The organism is Agrobacterium sp. S7/73 (assembly GCF_019355535.1).
GTDB lineage: Bacteria > Pseudomonadota > Alphaproteobacteria > Rhizobiales > Rhizobiaceae > Agrobacterium > Agrobacterium tumefaciens.
Genome location: NZ_CP072136.1, coordinates 537,743 through 557,469 on the forward strand (window position 1 = coordinate 537,743; position 19,727 = coordinate 557,469).

Annotated in this window: 20 protein-coding genes and 1 tRNA gene; 10 read left to right on the forward strand and 11 right to left on the reverse strand. The window is 58.2% G+C overall.

Annotated elements, in window-relative coordinates; genetic code table 11:
* Positions 1 to 213: 213 nt before the first annotated feature.
* Positions 214 to 290 (reverse strand) — tRNA-Arg (locus J5276_RS02435).
* A 522-nt stretch (positions 291 to 812) separates the two neighbouring features.
* Here J5276_RS02435 and J5276_RS02440 point away from each other — a divergent pair.
* Both J5276_RS02440 and J5276_RS02445 read left to right on the forward strand, forming a co-directional pair.
* Positions 813 to 1,319 (forward strand): MarR family winged helix-turn-helix transcriptional regulator, encoded by a 507-nt coding sequence (locus tag J5276_RS02440; RefSeq protein WP_003513721.1) that lies wholly within the window; start codon positions 813 to 815, stop codon positions 1,317 to 1,319.
* Between the two features lie 188 nt (positions 1,320 to 1,507).
* On the forward strand, positions 1,508 to 1,786 hold the full coding sequence (locus tag J5276_RS02445; RefSeq protein ID WP_019565143.1) for a hypothetical protein: 279 nt from the start codon (positions 1,508 to 1,510) through the stop codon (positions 1,784 to 1,786).
* A 35-nt stretch (positions 1,787 to 1,821) separates the two neighbouring features.
* Here J5276_RS02445 and J5276_RS02450 read toward each other — a convergent pair whose 3' ends face one another.
* Positions 1,822 to 2,298, reverse strand: a complete 477-nt coding sequence (locus tag J5276_RS02450; protein WP_112154090.1) for a hypothetical protein — start codon at positions 2,296 to 2,298, stop codon at positions 1,822 to 1,824.
* Between the two features lie 74 nt (positions 2,299 to 2,372).
* Positions 2,373 to 3,377, reverse strand: a complete 1,005-nt coding sequence (locus J5276_RS02455) for a LysR family transcriptional regulator (protein ID WP_112154089.1) — start codon at positions 3,375 to 3,377, stop codon at positions 2,373 to 2,375.
* A gap of 254 nt (positions 3,378 to 3,631) precedes the next feature.
* On the opposite strand from J5276_RS02455, the gene chvE reads away from it, so the two are divergent.
* The 4 genes from chvE to araD1 all read left to right on the forward strand — a co-directional run bounded on the left by chvE (position 3,632) and on the right by araD1 (position 8,629).
* A complete protein-coding gene (gene chvE, locus J5276_RS02460) occupies positions 3,632 to 4,696 on the forward strand; it encodes a sugar ABC transporter substrate-binding protein ChvE (RefSeq protein ID WP_003513717.1) in 1,065 nt (354 codons plus the stop codon).
* A gap of 90 nt (positions 4,697 to 4,786) precedes the next feature.
* Positions 4,787 to 6,325 (forward strand): sugar ABC transporter ATP-binding protein GguA, encoded by a 1,539-nt coding sequence (gene gguA / locus J5276_RS02465; protein WP_003513716.1) that lies wholly within the window; start codon positions 4,787 to 4,789, stop codon positions 6,323 to 6,325.
* Positions 6,322 to 7,518, forward strand: coding sequence for a sugar ABC transporter permease GguB (gguB, locus tag J5276_RS02470; protein WP_003513714.1), 1,197 nt, complete (start codon positions 6,322 to 6,324; stop codon positions 7,516 to 7,518). The genes gguA and gguB overlap by 4 nt, the downstream gene beginning before the upstream one ends.
* A 115-nt stretch (positions 7,519 to 7,633) precedes the next feature.
* On the forward strand, positions 7,634 to 8,629 hold the full coding sequence (gene araD1 / locus J5276_RS02475; protein ID WP_013636674.1) for a 2-keto-3-deoxy-L-arabinonate dehydratase AraD1: 996 nt from the start codon (positions 7,634 to 7,636) through the stop codon (positions 8,627 to 8,629).
* A gap of 62 nt (positions 8,630 to 8,691) precedes the next feature.
* Here araD1 and J5276_RS02480 read toward each other — a convergent pair whose 3' ends face one another.
* The 7 genes from J5276_RS02480 to J5276_RS02510 form a co-directional block, all read right to left on the reverse strand.
* Complete coding sequence (locus J5276_RS02480) at positions 8,692 to 9,324, reverse strand: histidine phosphatase family protein (RefSeq protein ID WP_112154088.1); 633 nt, start codon at positions 9,322 to 9,324, stop codon at positions 8,692 to 8,694.
* A gap of 24 nt (positions 9,325 to 9,348) precedes the next feature.
* Positions 9,349 to 9,759, reverse strand: a complete 411-nt coding sequence (locus J5276_RS02485) for a VOC family protein (RefSeq protein ID WP_112154087.1) — start codon at positions 9,757 to 9,759, stop codon at positions 9,349 to 9,351.
* Positions 9,760 to 9,799: 40 nt separating this feature from the next.
* Positions 9,800 to 10,264: a GNAT family N-acetyltransferase gene (locus J5276_RS02490; protein ID WP_065702270.1), complete on the reverse strand. Its 465-nt coding sequence runs from the start codon at positions 10,262 to 10,264 to the stop codon at positions 9,800 to 9,802.
* An 82-nt stretch (positions 10,265 to 10,346) separates the two neighbouring features.
* Positions 10,347 to 10,943, reverse strand: a complete 597-nt coding sequence (locus tag J5276_RS02495) for a bifunctional 2-polyprenyl-6-hydroxyphenol methylase/3-demethylubiquinol 3-O-methyltransferase UbiG (protein WP_111790641.1) — start codon at positions 10,941 to 10,943, stop codon at positions 10,347 to 10,349.
* A 4-nt stretch (positions 10,944 to 10,947) separates the two neighbouring features.
* Positions 10,948 to 11,763, reverse strand: coding sequence for a transglutaminase family protein (locus J5276_RS02500; protein WP_111790642.1), 816 nt, complete (start codon positions 11,761 to 11,763; stop codon positions 10,948 to 10,950).
* A gap of 21 nt (positions 11,764 to 11,784) precedes the next feature.
* Entirely contained in the window at positions 11,785 to 12,726 is a 942-nt protein-coding gene (locus J5276_RS02505; protein ID WP_003513700.1) for an alpha-E domain-containing protein, read from the reverse strand.
* A 3-nt stretch (positions 12,727 to 12,729) separates the two neighbouring features.
* Positions 12,730 to 14,139 (reverse strand): circularly permuted type 2 ATP-grasp protein, encoded by a 1,410-nt coding sequence (locus J5276_RS02510; RefSeq protein WP_003513699.1) that lies wholly within the window; start codon positions 14,137 to 14,139, stop codon positions 12,730 to 12,732.
* Between the two features lie 483 nt (positions 14,140 to 14,622).
* Here J5276_RS02510 and J5276_RS02515 point away from each other — a divergent pair, with 483 nt between their 5' ends.
* The 4 genes from J5276_RS02515 to J5276_RS02530 all read left to right on the forward strand — a co-directional run bounded on the left by J5276_RS02515 (position 14,623) and on the right by J5276_RS02530 (position 17,909).
* Positions 14,623 to 15,519: a DMT family transporter gene (locus J5276_RS02515; protein WP_112178854.1), complete on the forward strand. Its 897-nt coding sequence runs from the start codon at positions 14,623 to 14,625 to the stop codon at positions 15,517 to 15,519.
* A gap of 78 nt (positions 15,520 to 15,597) precedes the next feature.
* The gene (locus tag J5276_RS02520; RefSeq protein WP_003513696.1) at positions 15,598 to 16,215 is read left to right on the forward strand and encodes a L,D-transpeptidase; all 618 of its coding nucleotides are present in this window, start codon (positions 15,598 to 15,600) and stop codon (positions 16,213 to 16,215) included.
* Between the two features lie 235 nt (positions 16,216 to 16,450).
* The gene (locus J5276_RS02525; RefSeq protein WP_019565150.1) at positions 16,451 to 16,846 is read left to right on the forward strand and encodes a DoxX family protein; all 396 of its coding nucleotides are present in this window, start codon (positions 16,451 to 16,453) and stop codon (positions 16,844 to 16,846) included.
* 163 nt (positions 16,847 to 17,009) lie between these two features.
* A complete protein-coding gene (locus tag J5276_RS02530) occupies positions 17,010 to 17,909 on the forward strand; it encodes a DMT family transporter (protein WP_112154085.1) in 900 nt (299 codons plus the stop codon).
* Positions 17,910 to 18,004: 95 nt separating this feature from the next.
* Here J5276_RS02530 and J5276_RS02535 read toward each other — a convergent pair whose 3' ends face one another.
* Positions 18,005 to 19,483 (reverse strand): DEAD/DEAH box helicase, encoded by a 1,479-nt coding sequence (locus J5276_RS02535; RefSeq protein ID WP_003513690.1) that lies wholly within the window; start codon positions 19,481 to 19,483, stop codon positions 18,005 to 18,007.
* Between the last annotated feature and the right edge of the window lie 244 nt (positions 19,484 to 19,727).

Consider the following 19,727-nt stretch of genomic DNA (forward strand, 5'->3'; position numbering starts at 1 on the left):
TTGGGGCCGCCAAAGTTCTACAGTACTATTGGAAGCATTGGGTGAATTTCGACGCGAACGGGAGAGTTTTACACGTAACAGGTTGAAGTCGTTACGATGGGCCGAGCTTCCCAATTACATGCTTACGAACTCAACATTTTCTAACGCTGAGCGTCCGTTATATTCGGCTCAGTGTTTTCGAGGTCGTTCTTTATTCCGTACTCTGCAATAAAATGGCGCACCCGACAGGATTCGAACCTGTGACCTTTGGAATCGGAATCCAACACTCTATCCAGCTGAGCTACGGGTGCAGCGGTCACGCTTGAATCGCGTGCAGCGGTTGGTTCATACCCCAGCTTTCTTTCCGCATCAATGTCTAAAAATCAAAGATTTACGAAATGGGGCCTGTTTTCCGGTGTGGGGGAGAGCGTGGGTTGCTGCGAGGGCTGCTGTCTGCATGTTTGCGATAGCAGGGCGGTGTGTTGTTAGCGGTATTGCGTTTCTTCCTGATAAGACGTTTCCCTTTTAAGTAGTATTTTACGTCTGCATCCAGCGGCTGTCCTGGCACTTTTGTACACAGGCGGGTTGATTGTCGTATTGCCTTTCAAACTAGGCGGGGGAGGCGGTTTCTGACCCTAAAAATCGGTGGGTAAATAATCATACTTTTCTTTTGCGCCCGATGGTGATTACGAGACAGGGGTTGTCGCAATGGGTATTAACTGTCAAATTATTATACAATATTAGTATCATCTACATTTATTTGGGATACAGTTTAGTCCTGTTGTCGGTTATCATTCCGGCAGGGTTAAGGAACGAATCAGGCGGGGGATCGGATGGCTTTGCAATTGGCACATAGCAACGGGCCACGGGCGGAAAAGGCCGAAAGCGGCGGCACGCAGGCGGAACATTTAAACGCTATCGACTATGGATTGTTGACGACCGCGATCGGTTATCATTTGAGGCACTCGCAACTTGCCGTGGCAAACGGCTTTTCCGACGTGCTGGCGGAGATGGGATTGCGGCCGGCCGATTTTTCCGTTCTCGTCATAGTCGGCGGCAATCCGGGCCTCAAGCAGAGCGATGTGGCCGAGGCACTTGGCATACAGCGTGCCAATTTCGTCGCGATCGTCGATAGCATGGAAAGCAAGGGATTGCTTGTCCGCCGCAGGTCGGAAGAGGACAGGCGCGTTCATTTCCTCGACATGACGGATGAGGGCAGCAGCCTTCTTGAGCGCCTTTCCGATGCATGGCGTGACCGCGAGGAAAAGCTGATCGACCGGATCGGCGGCAAAAAAGCCCGTGACCAGCTGCTGGCCCTGCTTGGACGCCTGCGGGACTGAGCGGTATCGGTCAAGCCGGTCGGCAATCCCCCTGCCTCTCCCTTTCACAAGGGTCTGATTGTTAGCGGGTCGATTTGCGTTGCAATTTTCCTGCGAAACGGCCAAGACGCCTTGGACGTGCCAACGCCTTTCGCGCGCGTCATGCCGCAACTGCGCAATGTTCTGGAGAGGCCCGAAACGGGAACGCCATGCTGATTATCGACACGAGCCATCCGCTTTATCGCCGCTTGTGGGTCAGATTGCTCATCGTCGGCTTTTGCGCCGCCTGGTCCGTCATCGAATTCGTCAATCGCGAATTTTTCTGGGGAACGGTTGTCGGCGGCGTGGCGGTCTATGCGGCCTATGAGTTGTTGCTGAAGTTCAAGCCCGCCAGCGAGGAGAACGCTGGAGGCAAGGCTGACGCGGCCAGGGACGATTCAGACGAGCCAGTGGAAAGCGCACCCACGGATAGAAACGACGCCGGCTGAGGCGAGCTTTCCTGGTGTAAAACCGCTACCTGCCTCTATTGGAAATGTTCACGAGTTCGCAGCATCCGTATCGCCTGGTCAATCAGGAGATTTGCCGCTGTCATGCGCAGCGTCGCATTGTGCCGGAATTCCGGTCTCACTCCGTCGGGATGATTGAGCCTTGCGAAGGCGCGGCGCTTTTCCGCAAGAGTTGCGGCGGTGTCGGTTTCATGGATGGCCAGTTCTGCTGAAACATCCGCGAGCGAGGTCTTTTCGAGATGGGCCGGCATAGGTTCGGGTTGGGGTTCCGGCTGGGGCTCGGCAAGCGCAACGGGCTCCGGCAGAAAGGCCAGATAGGCGTCGAGACTGGCGTTTCCCGGTTGCGGTGCATCCGGATAGGTATCCATGACGAAGCCAGAGCTGAAACCCACAATACGATGACCGGCGGGCGGCGTCGGCTCCGCGCTTTCGTCTTCTTTTTCCTGTCTCAGTCTTTCAACGACCGACTCGAAGACGGATTGTCCGAAAAGCATGCGGCTACTCCCTGGGCAAGTCCCGATAAATCCGGCCTCTATATACAATGAAGTTGGCGTCTGGCTTGCCTTCCTCAAACGCCCGTCAGTTTGCGGCTTTCATCCAGAACCAGATCGTAGAGAAGCCGGGCGCTGGGCGGCAAAACGCGGCCTTTGGTGGTGATGATGCTGTAGGGCTTGACGACCAGCTCGAAATCCGTCGGCAGGATGCGGGTGCGGCCGATATCGGCCTGCTGGCCGGCCACGAACTCGGCCATGTCCTGCGCGATTGGCGCAATTGCATCCGTGTTGCAGATAAGGGCAAGCGTCAGCACCACGGATGGCGTGTTGATGACGTTGCGCGGCATGGCGACGCCGTGAGTAAGGAATACGTCTTCCATCGTTCTACGCAAAAGCGCGCCGGGCGGCTGGAAGACCCAGTCGTAACCGGACAGATCCTGCAATGTCACGGGCTCGCCGTGGAGCAGGGGGTGGCCCTCGCGAACCACCAGGCAGGCGCGCTCGATGCCAATTTCATGGATGGAGAACAGGCCGGGGTCGAAATCATCGGGGATGCGGCCGATGATGAAATCGTGACGTGCGGCCAGAAGTTCCCGCGCCAGCACGTTGCTACTTTCCACCTGCACGTTGATCTCGATACCGGGATAGGTGTCCATCGCCCGTCTTATGGCGGGCACGACCAGGCTGATTGCCGGCGCGGTGACGGCGCCGATATAAACCGATCCGCCGCTGCCGGATTTCATCTGGTTGAGTTCGCGGCTCGCCTCACGCAGCTCCAGCAATATGGTGCGGGCGCGCCGCGCCAGCGCCTCGCCGAACTTGGTCAGCACCACACCACGCGACGCTCTCTGACAGAGCGGGCTTTTGACGATTGCTTCCATTTCCGAGAGCATGCGCGATGCCGCCGGCTGCGTCATGTTCATGGCGGCGGCGGCAGCGCTGACCTGCCCGTGCTCCTCGATCATGACCAGCATGCGCAGGTGGCTCATCTTCAAGCCGGCGCGCAGCAAAGGGTTGTCTTCGAAGACGAAGAGCGCATCCGCTGTTTGCGTCTGCTCATACACTTTTTGGTTGCTCATTCGCCGGTTTATACCCCTCAATGGTTATTGTATCGATTTAATATATCATAATTGATATACGTAAACTGATTTATTCTATTTGACAGTTATATGGATTCAGAACAATTTGCGGAATGCCGGGGAGGAGCGGCATCTGTTCCATTTCGCAGTTGCGAGATCGGAACGGGCGCAATGCGGCTTCTTCCTCTGATGGCATGAATTTTATGGTGCAACGCAACAAGCGGGTACCAAAGAGGGTTCAAGGGAGAGAGTTAATGAAGTCCATTATTTCGCTGATGGCGGCTTGTGCCATCGGTGCTGCTTCCTTTGCAGCGCCGGCTTTTGCGCAGGACAAGGGTTCTGTCGGTATCGCCATGCCGACAAAGTCTTCCGCGCGCTGGATCGATGACGGCAACAATATCGTCAAGCAGCTGCAGGAAGCCGGTTACACGACCGATCTGCAATACGCCGACGACGATATTCCGAATCAGCTTTCCCAGATCGAAAACATGGTCACCAAGGGCGTTAAGGTCCTCGTGATTGCTTCGATCGACGGCACGACCCTGTCGGACGTTCTGAAGCAGGCTGGTCAGCAGGGCATCAAGGTCATCGCTTATGACCGTCTCATCCGCAATAGCGGCGACGTCAGCTACTACGCCACTTTCGACAACTTCCAGGTTGGCGTTCTGCAGGCAACTTCGATCGTCGACAAGCTTGGCCTGAAGGACGGCAAGGGTCCGTTCAACATCGAGCTGTTCGGCGGTTCTCCTGACGACAACAACGCCTTCTTCTTCTACGATGGCGCGATGTCGGTTCTGAAGCCTTACATCGACAGCGGCAAGCTGGTCGTAAAGTCGGGCCAGATGGGCATGGACAAGGTCGGTACGCTGCGTTGGGATCCGGCAACGGCCCAGGCTCGCATGGATAACCTCCTGTCGGCTTATTACACGGACGCGAAGGTTGACGCTGTTCTGTCGCCCTATGACGGTCTGTCCATCGGCATCATCTCCTCGCTGAAGGGCGTTGGTTATGGCACGAAGGACCAGCCGCTGCCGGTCGTTTCCGGTCAGGACGCTGAAGTTCCGTCGGTCAAGTCGATCATTGCTGGCGAACAGTATTCGACCATCTTCAAGGACACTCGCGAACTCGCGAAGGTTACTGTTGGCATGGTCAACGCCGTTCTGCAGGGCAAAGAGCCTGAGGTGAACGACACCAAGACCTATGAAAATGGCGTCAAGGTTGTTCCGTCCTACCTGCTCAAGCCGGTTGCCGTGACCAAAGACAACTACAAGCAGGTTCTCGTCGACGGTGGTTACTATACCGCAGATCAGCTGAAATAAGCCTGCAACACATGCGGGGATGGCTTGGCGCCGTCCCCGTTTTTCCATAAAAATAAAAACGCCTGAATTAATCGGGCGCTGGATTGCGATATGGCCAATACCATTCTCGAAATGCGGAACATCACCAAGACGTTTCCGGGCGTAAAAGCGCTTGAGAACGTCAACCTTAAGGTAAAGGAAGGTGAGATCCACGCGCTCGTTGGCGAGAACGGCGCTGGAAAGTCGACCTTGATGAAGGTCCTTTCCGGTGTTTATCCCGCTGGTACCTATGAGGGCGAGATCCACTATGAAGGTGCTGTGCGAAATTTTCGCGCCATCAACGACAGCGAAGATATTGGTATCATCATCATTCACCAGGAGCTTGCGCTTGTGCCGCTCCTGTCGATTGCCGAAAATATTTTCCTTGGCAACGAGGTCGCTTCGGGCGGCGTGATCAACTGGCAGCAGACCTTCAACCGTACCCGCGAACTTCTGAAGAAGGTGGGCCTGAAGGAATCGCCGGAGACGCTGATTACGGATATCGGCGTCGGCAAGCAGCAGCTGGTCGAAATCGCCAAGGCGTTGTCGAAGAGCGTGAAGCTTCTCATCCTTGATGAGCCGACCGCCTCGCTCAACGAGAGCGATTCCGAGGCTCTGCTCAACCTTTTGATCGAGTTCCGCAAGCAGGGCATGACGTCGATCATCATCACCCACAAGCTCAACGAAGTGCGGAAGGTGGCCGACCAGATCACCGTGCTGCGCGACGGCATGACGGTGAAGACGCTCGACTGTCATCAGGAAGAAATCAGCGAGGACGTCATCATCCGCAACATGGTGGGACGCGATCTAGAAGATCGTTATCCGCCGCGCGACGTGCCGATCGGCGAGACCATTCTCGAAGTGAAGAACTGGAACGCCTATCACCAGCAGCACCGCGACCGGAAGGTCCTGCACGACATCAACGTCACTGTGCGCAAGGGCGAAGTCGTCGGCATTGCCGGGCTGATGGGGGCAGGGCGCACGGAATTCGCCATGAGCGTGTTCGGCAAGTCCTACGGTCACAAGATCACCGGCGACGTTCTGATCGACGGCAAGCCCGTGGATGTCAGCACCGTTCGCAAGGCAATCGATGCCGGTCTTGCCTATGTGACCGAAGACCGCAAACATCTCGGTCTGGTGCTCAACGACAACATTCTGCACAACACCACGCTTGCCAATCTGGCCGGCGTGTCGAAGGCCAGCGTCATCGACGACATCAAGGAAATGAAGGTGGCGAGCGATTTCCGCACACGCCTTCGCATCCGCTCTTCAGGCATCTTTCAGGAAACGGTCAATCTTTCGGGCGGCAACCAGCAGAAGGTCGTGCTTTCCAAGTGGCTCTTCTCCAATCCTGATGTCCTGATCCTCGACGAGCCGACACGCGGTATCGACGTTGGCGCGAAATACGAAATCTACACCATCATCAACCAGCTCGCTGCCGACGGCAAAGGCGTTCTGATGATCTCATCGGAAATGCCTGAATTGCTCGGCAATTGCGACCGCATCTACGTCATGAACGAAGGCCGCATCGTCGCTGAATTGCCGAAGGGAGAGGCGAGCCAGGAAAGCATCATGCGCGCTATCATGCGCTCAGGGGAGAAGAACTCATGAGTTCGGCAAACACCACAAACGAAGAAAGCAACGTCATCTCGGTCGGGTCGTATATTCGCTCCAATATCCGCGAATACGGCATGCTGATCGCGCTCGTCGCTATCATGGTTTTCTTCCAGTTCTATACCGGCGGCATTCTGTTCCGGCCCGTGAACCTGACCAACCTCATCCTGCAGAACTCGTTCATCGTCATCATGGCGCTGGGCATGCTGCTGGTCATCGTGGCCGGACATATCGACCTTTCGGTCGGTTCCATCGTCGCCTTCGTCGGCGCGATTGCGGCCATATTGACCGTGCAGTGGGGCATGAACCCGTTTCTCGCGGCGCTGATTTGTCTTGTCATCGGCGGCATCATCGGTGCTGCCCAGGGTTACTGGATCGCCTATCATCGCATCCCGTCGTTCATCGTGACGCTGGCGGGCATGCTTGTGTTCCGCGGCCTCACGCTTTTTGTGCTCGGCGGCAAGAACATCGGCCCGTTCCCGACGGATTTCCAGATCATCAGCACCGGCTTCCTGCCTGATATCGGTGGCATCGAAGGTCTGAACACGACGTCGATGATCCTGACATTGGTGATTACGGTCGTGCTGTTCTATCTGGCGTGGCGCCGTCGCGTGGTGAACGTGAAGCACGGCATCGACGTGGAGCCGTTCGGTTTCTTCATTGTGCAGAACCTGCTCATCTCAGGCGCTATTCTGTTCCTTGGCTACCAGCTGTCCACCTATCGTGGCCTGCCGAACGTCCTGATCGTGATGCTGGTTCTGATTGCGCTTTACAGCTTCGTGACGCGCCGCACGACCATCGGCCGCCGCGTTTACGCCATGGGCGGCAACGAGAAGGCGACCAAGCTTTCCGGTATCAACACCGAACGCCTGAGCTTCCTAACCTTCGTCAACATGGGTGTACTGGCCGGTCTGGCCGGCATGATCATCGCGACACGCCTCAACTCGGCAACGCCGAAGGCAGGCGTTGGCTTCGAGCTTGATGTGATCGCGGCCTGCTTCATTGGCGGTGCTTCGGCCTCCGGCGGCGTTGGCAAGATCACCGGTGCTGTTATCGGTGCCTTCATCATGGGCGTCATGAACAACGGCATGTCGATCGTCGGCCTCGGCATCGACTTCCAGCAGATGGTCAAGGGCCTCGTGCTGCTCGCTGCCGTATTCTTCGACGTCTACAACAAGAACAAGGGCTGATTGCCCAGCCAATATAGCAAGTCAAAAAAGTGGCCGGTTTCCGGCCACTTTCATAAGGTGAAGGCGCAGCGCGCCGAAGAAGATAAGGCGCGTTGCGCCGCAGGAAGGAAATCCCGTGCTCATTTCACAGATCAAGGATGCCAGTGGCAAAATCACCGTCGCCGTTCGCGAAGAAGGCGGACAGGCGCACGCCGTCAACGGCGCTCAATCGGTTTACGCGCTGGCCATGGAAGCTGCCAATGGTGGCAAGAGCCTTGCCGATGTTGTGTCCGCCCATGGTCTCGGCGATGCCGTCGATCTTGAAAAGGCTTACGCTGAAGGTCGCTTTCTGCCACCGATCACCCATCCCGATCCGGCGCATCTGCATCTGACAGGCACGGGCCTGACCCATCTCGGCTCTGCTGCTACCCGCGACAGCATGCACAAGAAGACCACGGAAGCCGCCGAGGAAAGCCTGACGGATTCCATGAAGATGTTCCGCATGGGTCTGGAAAATGGCAAGCCGAAGGCTGGCGAAAAGGGCGTTCAACCCGAGTGGTTCTACAAGGGCAACGGCTATGTCGCAGCGGCACCCGGTGCTGCTCTCACCTCTCCGTCCTTCGCGCTTGATGGCGGCGAAGAGCCGGAAATGGCCGGCATCTACGTGATCTCCGACAAGGGCGAACCCGTGCGCATCGGCTTTGCCGTGTCGAACGAATTTTCCGATCACGTCACCGAGCGGATCAACTATCTCTACCTCGCCCATTCCAAGTTGCGCCCGGCAAGCTTCGGCCCGGAAATCCGCGTCGGCGTTGCGCCGTCGGATATTCGCGGCACCTCGCGCATCCGTCGTGGCGACAAGGTCATTTTCGAAAAGCCGTTTGTTTCGGGTGAGGACAACATGTCCCACACCTTCGCGAACCTCGAATATCACCACTTCAAATACGGCCTGTTCCGCGCACCTGGTGACGTCCATGTGCACATGTTCGGTACCGCGACGCTCTCTTTTGCGGAGGGCATCAAGCCGGAAGCGGGTGACGTGTTCGAGATCGAGGCCGCTGGTTTCGGCCTGCCGCTGAGGAACCCGCTTGCGGTTAATGCGGAAGAAGAAATCACGGTTCGGCAGATCTGATCTACCGGGGCTGCACGTTAAACGGTTGAGGGAGGGGGTCGCTCAGCGTCCCCCTCTCGACGTCATCCCCGGCTTGTCTTCAGGTGGGACACATCCGCCAAAGCGATAACGCCGCGGTTTTGCCAGTAATCGTCTTGTCTTAGGTGCGTAATGCTTCCGGAAGGCGCCGGAAAGCTGACATAACCGACGCTATCGATCGGCATTTTGATCCATGCCGCGATGACGAAGGTAAGAGCGAAGCCATGGGTAACGATGATCTGCGTGGGGCAAGGACGCGATATAATCGTGTCCACGGCGCGGTACACTCTTTCGGCCAACTCTCGTCTCGTTTCGCCATCAGCAATTCCGCCACGATGATCCATCCGGTCGTGATGGGGGGCCGGTATCTGACGAGCGTCGAGCCATTCCTGCGGCATACCACCCGCCGAACCGTAGCTGATTTCCCGCAGGCCATCCGTGGTTTCAAAAGGGGACTTGAGGTGTTCAGCAATGATTGCCGCAGTCTGGGAGGCCCGCAGAAGATCGGAACTGAAGATTTCGACTGATGCGTTGCCGATCAAGGCCACAAGTTTCTCGGCCGTCGCCTGCGCATCGGCTTTTCCCTTGGGTGTCAGTTCGGTATCATACCAGCCACCAACCTTGTTCTCGACATGATGGACGGACTGGGTGTGCGTGACGACAAAAATGTTCTTCATAGTTTTCTTCCGGGTATCTGGGGCTCACTCGAACCCCCACAGCCTGCCTTCGCCCACCTCCACGGAATTGCCGGCCGGGTCGCGGATGTAGACGGAATAGCTGTCATTCGGCCAGCGGTGATAGTGTTCGATGAGAATTCCAAGCTCCTCGAAGCGGGCTTTCCAGTCGTCCACTTCCGACTTGTCTTTCGCATAAAAACAGAAATGGCCTTGTCCGGTGGCGCCGTGGCGCGGGATCGGATTGTCGGGGGTGGCCGTGCGCGATTGTTGCGGATCGAAGACCAGCAGCATCTGCCGGCCACATTTGAAGAACACGAACTGGCCCGGCAGCCTGCGCACCACCTCCAGCCCGAAGACATCGCGATAAAAGGCCTCGGCGGCGTCGAGATCGTCGGCGTAGATCGCCGTTTCCATAAGGGCGGCTGGCGGTTTCATGGTTCCTCCCCGATGTCCGGCAACGGATATAGCGGACAGTCTATGTTTTCGTGCTGTAGGTCAGCACCGTCAGGTCGTGCTTGCCAACACCACGTTCCAGAACGGTCCAGCCGCAGTTCGTATAATAGGTTTCGAGACGGCGCTGGCAGCACAGGTAGCTGATGTCGTGACCAAGTTCGGCGGCCCGTTGTGTTGCGGCCTGCATCAGCGCCCGGGCGACACCTGAGCGTCTGCTGTTTTCCTCCACCCAGAGTGCGGCAACCCATGGCAGATATTGTGGCCGCTCCTCCAGATCGCAATGGATAAGAAAGGCGGAGCCGACGTAACCCTTGTCGTCATGGGCGACGAAGCCGGTCGGCAGGGCATGGGGGTTCACCATATCCTTCAGATGTTCAGCCACATCGCCGACCTGGAGGCCACTATCCTGCCACCATGCCGTCCAGACCCGTTCCGCAATGATGGGTCCATGGGACTGGCAGTCGCGATAGTCGGAAATACTGTACAAAAAGCCCTCTCCCTGATCGGTTGCTGCGGCGATTTAACCGGTCACGGCGGGCTTTCGCAACCCACAGGTTGTTGAAAGCGGATCAGGGTTTCGTTGCCATCACATGCAGCCAGTCGGTTGGCAGCTTGTCGTAACCGCTGCCGTGCCGTGCTTCTATTTCCACCCCTGCCCAGGCGAAATGCCCGTACAGGTCCTCAAGCCAGGTTTTCGAAGGATAGTTGTAATAGCGGCCGAACGTGTCGCGGCCTTCCGCTTCCCCGGCCTTGAAGCTGGCGTAAAAAACACCGGCATGTTTCAGCGCCGTATGGATGCGGCGGATGATGCCGGAAAGGGCAGGGCGCGGCACATGCAACAGGCAGGCATTGGCCCACACGCCGCCATAGGTCTCCACGTCGCCGATATCTTCGAACAGCAATGTTGCGACGGGAATGCCGAGCCGAGTTTCGGCCGCCTTGGCGATTTCGGGTGTGCCGTCCGTCGGGCGCACGTCGAAGCCTGCAGCGAGCATGAATTCACTGTCCTGCCCGCCACCGCACCCCAGTTCGAGGATGGTCGCGCCTTTGGGCAGGCGCGTCAGGAATTTTTCCAGATGGGGAAGGTCCGCCGTTTGCCCTCTCGACGTATAGGCTCCGGCATTATCCGTATAAAAGCCGATCGTTTCGTCGTCTCTGCCGGCCATTGTCTCAGCTTTGCGATTGGCTCTGCGATTGCTGCACGGTCACCGAAACGTTCAGCGTTTCGCCGGCCGGGCCGATCCGCATGCCCGATATCGGCGCGCAGTCGCGGTAGCAGAGGCCAAGGGCAATGCGCACGTAGCGATCGTCAGGGCAGATATTGTTGGCGGCGTCGAAGCCAACCCAGCCGAGGCCCTGCAGATGCACCTCTGCCCAGGCATGGGTTGCCGTCTGCTCCGCCACGTCTTCCATCATCAGATAACCGGAAACATAGCGGGCGGGCAGGCCCATCAGCCGGGCGGCGGAAATGAGGATATGGGCATGGTCCTGGCAGACGCCCTTGCCGGCTTCGAGTGCGAGTTCGGCGGTGGTTTCGGTGTCGGTCGAACCCGGCACATATTCCACCTTGCTGTTGATCTTCTCCATCAGGTCGTGCAGGCGCTCTAGCTCGCTGTTGCCGGTGCTGGCCTTCGCCAGTTCGCGCACGAGTTTGCCGGGCTTCGTCAGCGGCGTCTCGCGCAGGAAGAGCCATAGCGGCGCACTGCCGGTGTGGGGGCCGACCACGCCGGCCCTGTCTTCGGTTATGACGAGGCCACCAGCCACGACCTTGACCCTGCGTTGCGGGCCTTCGGTCTCGACCAGTGCGACACGGTTGCCGAAATGGTCGTCATAGCTCACTTCGACGGTGGCGCCGTCGACCGATACATCCCAGTCCTCCACCGTCTGGCACGGGCCGGTCTGTGGCGTCAGGCGCAGCCGCTGCAATGCATAGGGCATCGGCTCGTCATAGACATATTCGGTCGTATGGGTGATTTTCAGACGCATAAGCTGTCCCCGTCCACGCGCTTACAAATAAAAGCGGTAGCCTTCCATGATTTCCTGCCCCAGCTGCCCGTTCCGGTTGACAAATCTCTCCAGAAACTCGTGCAGGCCTTCATCCATGACGCGATCGATCGTCGTCTTGCGCAGACTGTCGCGAATGCTTTCCGCCGTTTCATGCGCCTTGTGCTTTTCACCGTAATCCTCAGCTATGTAATTGAGGTTGCTGGTGATCTTCTCATAGCAATAGGCGAGCGAGCGCGGCATGCGGCCGTTGAGAATGAGGAAGTCGGCGATGTTGGCGGGCTTGTATTCCGCATCGTAGACCCAGCCATAGGAGCGGTGCGCCGAGACCGAGCGCAGGATGGATTCCCATTGGGCATTGTCGAGCGAGGAGCCGACATGCGCCACGGCCGGCAGCAGCACGTAATATTTTACGTCGAGAATGCGGGCGGTGTTGTCGGCGCGCTCGATGAAGGTGCCGATGCGGGAGAAATTATAGAGATCGTTGCGCAGCATCGAGCCGTGGAAGGCGCCGCGCACCAGACCGGCGCGATGCTTGATGACATCGATGGTCTGCGGCAGTTCGGCATGGCTGAGCTTGCGGCCGAGGATGTTCTTCAGCTCGATCCAGAATTCGTTGGTGGCTTCCCATGTCTCGCGCGTCAGCGCGGTGCGCACCATGCGGGCATTGTTGCGGCCTGCCTCGATGCAGGACATGACGCTGGAAGGGTTTGCCTTGTCCCGCAGGAGATAATCGATCGCATTGGCCGCCGTCACCTTCTCGCGCGTTTCGAGAAAGGCTTCGTGCACGCCGGCACTCTGCAACACGCCGTCCCAGTCCTCATCGCCGCTGCCGCTGCGCGTCAGGGAAACGCGCAGGCCAGCATCGATAAGCCGGGCGATGTTTTCAGCGCGCTCAATATACCGGAACATCCAGTAGAGCCCGTTTGCCGTTCTGCCCAGCATGGCTTAGTCCTCCAGTACCCATGTATCCTTGGTGCCGCCGCCCTGGCTGGAATTCACCACCAGCGAGCCCTGCTTGAGGGCAACACGGGTCAGTCCGCCGGGAATGATCTTCACCTTGTCTGAAACCAGTACATAAGGACGCAGATCGACATGGCGCGGCGCTATGCCGTTTTTCACCATGATCGGCACGGTGGAAAGCGACAGCGTGGGCTGCGCGATGTAATTGGAGGGGCGGGCTTTCAGCTTTTCGGCAAAAAGCGCCCGTTCCTTTTTCGACGCGGTGGGACCGACCAGCATGCCGTAACCGCCCGAACCGTGAACTTCCTTGACGACCAGTTCGGCAAGGTTGTCGAGAACGTATTTCAGGCTGTCCGGCTCCGAACAGCGCCATGTCGGCACGTTTTCAAGAAGCGGCTTGCGGCCGGTGTAGAACTCGACGATCTCGGGCATGTAGGAATAGATTGCCTTGTCGTCGGAAATGCCGGTGCCCGGCGCATTGGCGATGGTGATGTTGCCGGCGCGGTAGACATCCATGATGCCGGGTACGCCGAGCGCCGAATCCGGCCGGAAGGTGAGCGGATCAAGGAAGTCGTCGTCGACGCGGCGGTAAAGCACGTCGATGGCCTCGTAGCCACGGGTAGTGCGCATCTTGACCTTGCCGTCCATGACGCGCAGGTCGGACCCTTCCACCAGCTCCACGCCCATCATGTCGGCCAGGAAGGAATGTTCGTAATAGGCGGAATTGTAGATGCCAGGGGTCAGCACCGCGACGCGCGGCTTGCCGGTGCAGCCGGGGGGTGCAAGCGAGGCGAGCGATTGGCGCAGCTGATAGGGGTAGTCCTCCACCCGCTGTACCCGGTTTTCATGGAAGAGTTCCGGGAACATCTGCATCATCGTTTCACGGTTTTCCAGCATGTAGCTGACACCTGAAGGCGTGCGGGCGTTGTCTTCCAGAACATAGAACTGGTCTTCGCCGGTGCGGACGATATCCGTGCCGACAATGTGGGTATAAACGCCGCCGGGTGGCGTGAAACCGATCATTTCCGGGAGGAATGCGACGTTCTTCTCAATGATTTCGCGTGGAATTCGCCCGGCGCGAATGATTTCCTGCTTGTGGTAGATATCGTCGAGGAAAGCGTTGAGAGCGAGAACGCGCTGTTCGATACCCTGGGCCAGTTTGCGCCACTCGCGCCCGGAAATGATGCGCGGAATGATATCGAAGGGGATCAGTTTTTCTGAACTGTCGGCGTGGCCGTAGACTGCGAAAGTAATGCCGGTTTTTCGAAAGATGTTTTCCGCGTCTTTAGACTTCTGGATCAGGTGTGCCCTGTCCTGCCGGCTGTACCACTCGTTATAGTTTTCATATGGGCTTCGCGGCGCGTTGTCCGCATTTATCATTTCGTCAAATGCCAACTTCGATGTCCCCTTTTTTGCCATATGAATACAACGACAAATGCAATGCAAGAACTATGCGGAGGCCTCCGTGAAGATTTTTTACCGCCCTAGAGTTTTAAAAAAGAAGCGTTTTTTTGCTTTCAGCCTATAAATGCGGCATTGGCAAATTGGTTGCAGGGCAAGGTGGGGCTGAACGGGGTGGCGGCACTGTGTGCGCCGTGGGCGAATGCACAAATTTTGTTCGTTCGCTTTCGGTTGATGGGTTTTGGGCGTGGCATCAGAAAATCTGAAAGATGCGATCACCAAAACACTTTTGACCTTTTGCGGGGATGGGGATACCGGCTAGCTTGGACGGCTGTGTTTCGCCAAGGGGTGCGCGCCGAGATCCGGCCGGGTCATTGACCGGTTGCTTCAAGTCGTAAAAATGTCAATTCGCCGCATGCCTTATGTCCCGGGCCCATGTCCGGTTACGGGGCATCACGCGGCACAGGGGAAGTTCCCATGTCGCTCGACCGTCTGGCTCCGGCCATCTTCGTCTTTCTCTGGTCGACCGGCTGGGTCACCGCGAAATATGCCGTTTATTATACTGGTCCGCTGACCTTCCTCTGTCTGCGTTACCTGTTGGCGGGTGCGATATTGTGGGCGATCTGCCGGTTTTCCTCCATTCAATGGCCTGAACGGCGCATCGTTGTTTTCCGGGCAATCTTGTCCGGCGTGTTCCTGCACGGCCTTTACCTTGGCATGATCTGGTGGGCGATAGGGCAGGGCGTGCCGGCGGCGATCGGCGGCATTATTGCCGGTTTGCAGCCGTTGATGACGGCGGTTGCCGCCCGTTACATGATCGGCGAAAAGATCTCTCCGGTGCAGCGTGCCGGCTTGCTTCTCGGCTTTGTCGGCATTGCCATCGCCGTGCTGCCGAAGGTCATGGCGTCAGGCGCGCTCGGCCTTTCTGTGCCGCTTTATGCCGTGGCGGTGAATGTGCTGGGCATGACGTCGGTGACCTATGGCACCCTTTACCAGAAGAAATACGTCCATGGCGGAAACATCATGGCGGTCGCCACGCTGCAATATGTCGGCGCCCTCATCGTCACCGTTCCCTTCGCGCTGTTGCTGGAGGATGGTCATGTGGACTGGAGCCTCGGGCTTGCCGCCACGCTCGTCTGGTCGGTGGGCGCGATCTCCATCGGTGCGGTGGCCCTGCTGCTCTATCTTATCCGGCGCGGGCAGGTCTCGCGCGCTGCCTCGCTGATCTATCTCGTGCCGCCGCTTGCCGCCGTGGAAGCGGCCCTGCTTTTCGGGGAAACGCTGACGCCGGCCATGATTGCCGGCACGGTCCTGGCGGTAACGGGTGTGTATCTGGCCAACCGCCGGCCCGCAGCGACGGTTGAGGCACGTTAATTCCTACAACCTCATATTAGAGATTTGTTAACCATAAAATTATACCTCTCGTTAATCTAGAGATTTGGCGGGGGTTACATGTCTATTTCACGTCGTGGTGTTCTGTTCGGATTGCCGCTGTTGCTGGCCGGCTGCGCAAGTTCCGGCATCGGGCAGCAAAGGCTTAATTATGCGGCGAAGCCGGACGAGAAGTTTCCGCTTCCGGAAATGCATCTCGACAAGGTGAAGCCCGAGCTGCGCCGGCAGGAAGTGGCATACGATACCGCGCATCCGGCTGGAACGGTGATTGTGGATACGCCCGCGCGGCGTCTTTACTACGTACTGGGCGATGGACGGGCAATGCGTTACGGCGTCGGCGTCGGTCGCCAGGGGCTTGCGCTGAAGGGCGACGCCTATATCGGCCGGAAGTCGGAATGGCCTTCCTGGACGCCGACCGCAAACATGATGCGCCGTGATCCGCGCAATCTGAAATACGCCGGCGGCATGGAGGGGGGCCCGAACAACCCGCTCGGCGCACGGGCGCTCTACCTCTATCGCGGCGGCAACGACACCATGTTCCGTCTGCACGGCACCAACCAGCCGCAATCCATCGGCCACGCCATGTCAAGCGGCTGTATCCGGATGCTGAACCACGACATCATCGATCTTTACAGCCGCGTGCCGGTTGGCTCCAGGGTCGTGGTGCTACAGGCCTGACGTAGAGGCGGATTTTTCCGCCTTTGCCACTCGAAAAAATGCCTGTATCCTTGGGTTGATTTTTTCCACATGAGCGCAGTTTTATGGTGGAAAATCAACCATGTGTAGAATGACTCCCTTTATGTATTTAAGGGAGTTCTGCTATATCGGAAATGTGATTTTCGGTGTTCGAGACGTGTATCCATAAAGGCATGATTGCGCTGTATCGAGCGTCGCACCACTTCAACGGGGACACATGAACATGGCAATTTTAGACAATCTCTCCCGCTATCGCCCGCAGGCACTCGGGGCGCTGCGCATCATGACGGCGCTGCTTTTCATTTCGCATGGAACGCAGAAGCTGTTCGGTTTCCCGGCATCGCAGATGGACGGCTCCCTGCCGACGATGCTGCTGGTGGCGGCGCTTCTGGAAGCCGTTGGCGGCATTCTCGTGCTGGTCGGCCTTTTCACGCGTCCGGTTGCCTTCATCCTGTCCGGCCAGATGGCTGTTGCCTATTTCATTGCGCACGGGCCTAAGAGCTTCTTCCCCGCTCTCAATGGGGGCGACGCCGCGATCCTGTTCTGCTTCATCTTCCTTTATCTCGTGTTTGCCGGTCCGGGCGCTTTCTCGGTGGATGAACGCCGGGCCTGATCGGCCGCTGCAATCACCGGTCTGTCATTGAAGCCCCGCATGGCTGGTACCGTGCGGGGCTTCATGCTTTGGAAGCGGTGGAAACTTCGGCCGTCACCGAAGCATAGATGCTTGTTTTCGGGTTAGGAACGGTTCATCCTGAACGCAGTTGGAAAATTGATCCGTGACCAGTCAAAACCCTATCGCCCGCGAATTGCTGCTGCTTGCCCTGTTGTCCACTCTGTGGGCCGCATCCTACACTTTCATCAAGATCGGGGTGGAAACCATACCACCGCTGACCTTCATTGCCGCAAGAACCCTGATTGCCGGTCTGTTGCTGCTGGCGGTCATTCGCCTGCGCGGGCTGCGGTTACCGCGGGATTTCGCGACATGGCGGCTCTTCTTCGTTCAGGCCTGCATCAACAGCGTATTGCCTTTCACGCTGATCGCGTGGGCGGAGCAGAGCATCGATGCCGGTCTCGCCGTCATCCTCAATGCGACGACGCCGATCTTCACCTTTCTTCTCACCGCGCTGATCATCCGGCATGAGCAGGTCAGCGGGCGCAAGCTGTTCGGCACTGTTGCGGGCATGACAGGTGTCTGTCTCATCATCGGTCTGGATGCGTTGAACGGGGCGGGTGAGGCGCTGTGGAGCCAGATTGCCGTGCTGACTGCGGCCTTTTCCTACGCCTGTGCCGCCATCTTCAGCAAAAACTTCAGGGGTCTCGATCCCGTTATGCCTGCCGCCGGCTCGCTGATCTGCGGCGCCGTGCTTCTGCTGCCGGTGAGCGTGATCGTTGACCGGCCCTGGACATTGTCGCCATCTTCGGCGTCGCTCACCGCACTTGTGTGCCTCAGCGTCTTTTCAACCGCGCTCGCCTTCATGGTCTATTTCCGGCTGATGCAGACGCTCGGTTCGGTCGGTACCACGTCGCAGGCGTATCTGCGGGTTCCGATCGGTGTCGCCATTGGCATGGTGTTTCTTGGAGAAGTGCCGACGCCTGCCATGTGGGTGGGGCTTGTCTGCGTGATTGCCGGGGTGCTGGCCATGACCCTGCCGTCGCGGCGCCGGTCTTTGGCGTAGGGCGGTTGAGAGCAAAAAGAAAACCCCGCAAGCCTGCGCTTGCGGGGTTTGAAGGTAGACACGCGATACCGAGTAATCGGCTCGCGCAGAGTTACTTAGCGGTTACGGCCGCGATTGCCGTTTCCGTTGCCGGAAGCGCGCTTTTCCTGGCCGTTGCCGCCAGCAGGTGCGTGACGGTTGCCACCGCTGCCGCCGGGCTTGCGGGCAGGGCGGCGCTGCTTGCGAGGGCCGGCCGGGCGACCTGCGTCACCTTCCGCCGTCTTCACGCGCTTGAAGTCTGACGTGACTTCCAGATCGTTGTCCGCATCCCGCGGGGCGTGGTGACGCGAGGGACGGGGCTCGCCATTGTGGCGTCCGCCTTCGCGGGGTCCACGCGGCTGGCCGCCATTGTTGTTGCGACCACGGTTGTTGTTGTTCGGGCGCGTCGGGCTGGCAAGACCGGCCGGACGTTCACCGGATGCAACCGGGATATCGATCTTCATCAGCTTTTCGATATCGTGCAGCAAACGCGTTTCGTCCGGTGCGCAGAACGCGATGGCAATGCCGTCGCGGCCGGCACGGGCGGTACGGCCGATGCGGTGGACATAGGCGTCGGGCACTTCCGGCAGGTCGTAGTTGAAGACGTGCGTCACGGCCGGAATATCGATGCCGCGGGCAGCGACGTCGGTTGCGACCAGAACCTTGATCTCACCGTCTTTGAAGCCCTTCAGTGCCCGCTCGCGCTGGCCCTGGCTCTTGTTGCCGTGGATGGAAGCGACCTTGAAGCCGATATGTTCCAGATGCTTGTAGAGTTTTTCCGCGCCGTGCTTGGTGCGCAGGAAAACGATCGAGCGGCCATCCGGGTTTTCGTTGAGCGACTTCTTCAGAAGGTCGGTCTTGTCGTTCTTGCCGGCGACGAAATGCACGTATTGCTCGACCTTGTCGGCGGCCTTGCCCGGAGGTGTTACCTCGACCTTGATCGGGTCCGTCAGGAAGTTGCTGGCAAGCTCGGAAATCGCCTTCGGCATCGTTGCCGAAAACAGCAGGGTCTGGCGCTTGGCCGGAACCATCTTGGAAATCTTGCGCAGATCGTGAATGAAGCCCAGATCGAGCATCTGGTCGGCTTCATCAAGCACCAGATAGGTGACCTTGGAAAGCGAGATCGCGTTGCGGGCGATGAGGTCCAGCAGGCGGCCGGGTGTCGCCACCAGGACGTCCGTGCCTTTTTCGAGCTGAAGCTGCTGCTTGTTGATCGACGCGCCGCCGACAACCTGGTTGATGCGCAGCGGCGTCTTCTTCACGAAGGAGCGCAGGTTTTCGCCGATCTGGTTCACCAGTTCGCGGGTCGGTGCAAGGATAAGGGTGCGGGTGGTGCGGTTTGCCGGGCGGTCGGCTTGCTTCATCAGCATTTCGATGATGGGCAGGCCGAATGCTGCCGTCTTGCCCGTGCCGGTCTGTGCGAGGCCGATGAGATCACGGCCTTCAAGCAGCAGCGGAATGGCCTTTGCCTGAATGGGGGTGGGGGTTGTGTAGCCGAGCTGGGTAACGCTGGCCACAATCTTTTCAGAGAGGCCGAGTTCGCTAAAACTGGTCAATAGTAATGCCTTTCGGGGCGCCAAAAACCAATCGTCCGGAGCAGTTGCTGCTGTCCGGCGGTTTCGGCGTCAAGAACCCCGCGTGAATTGGGAACTTGTGGGTTGGAATAACTTTCTGCGCATCAGTGCGGCAAAACGCCGTCTTCTGTATTCGTTGCGCTTTTCCTTCATGCGGGCCAAGTCATCTTGGTCATGTGCTGCAGCTCACGCGGCTGCCGAAGGTGAAAGCTTGACCGGCATGTGG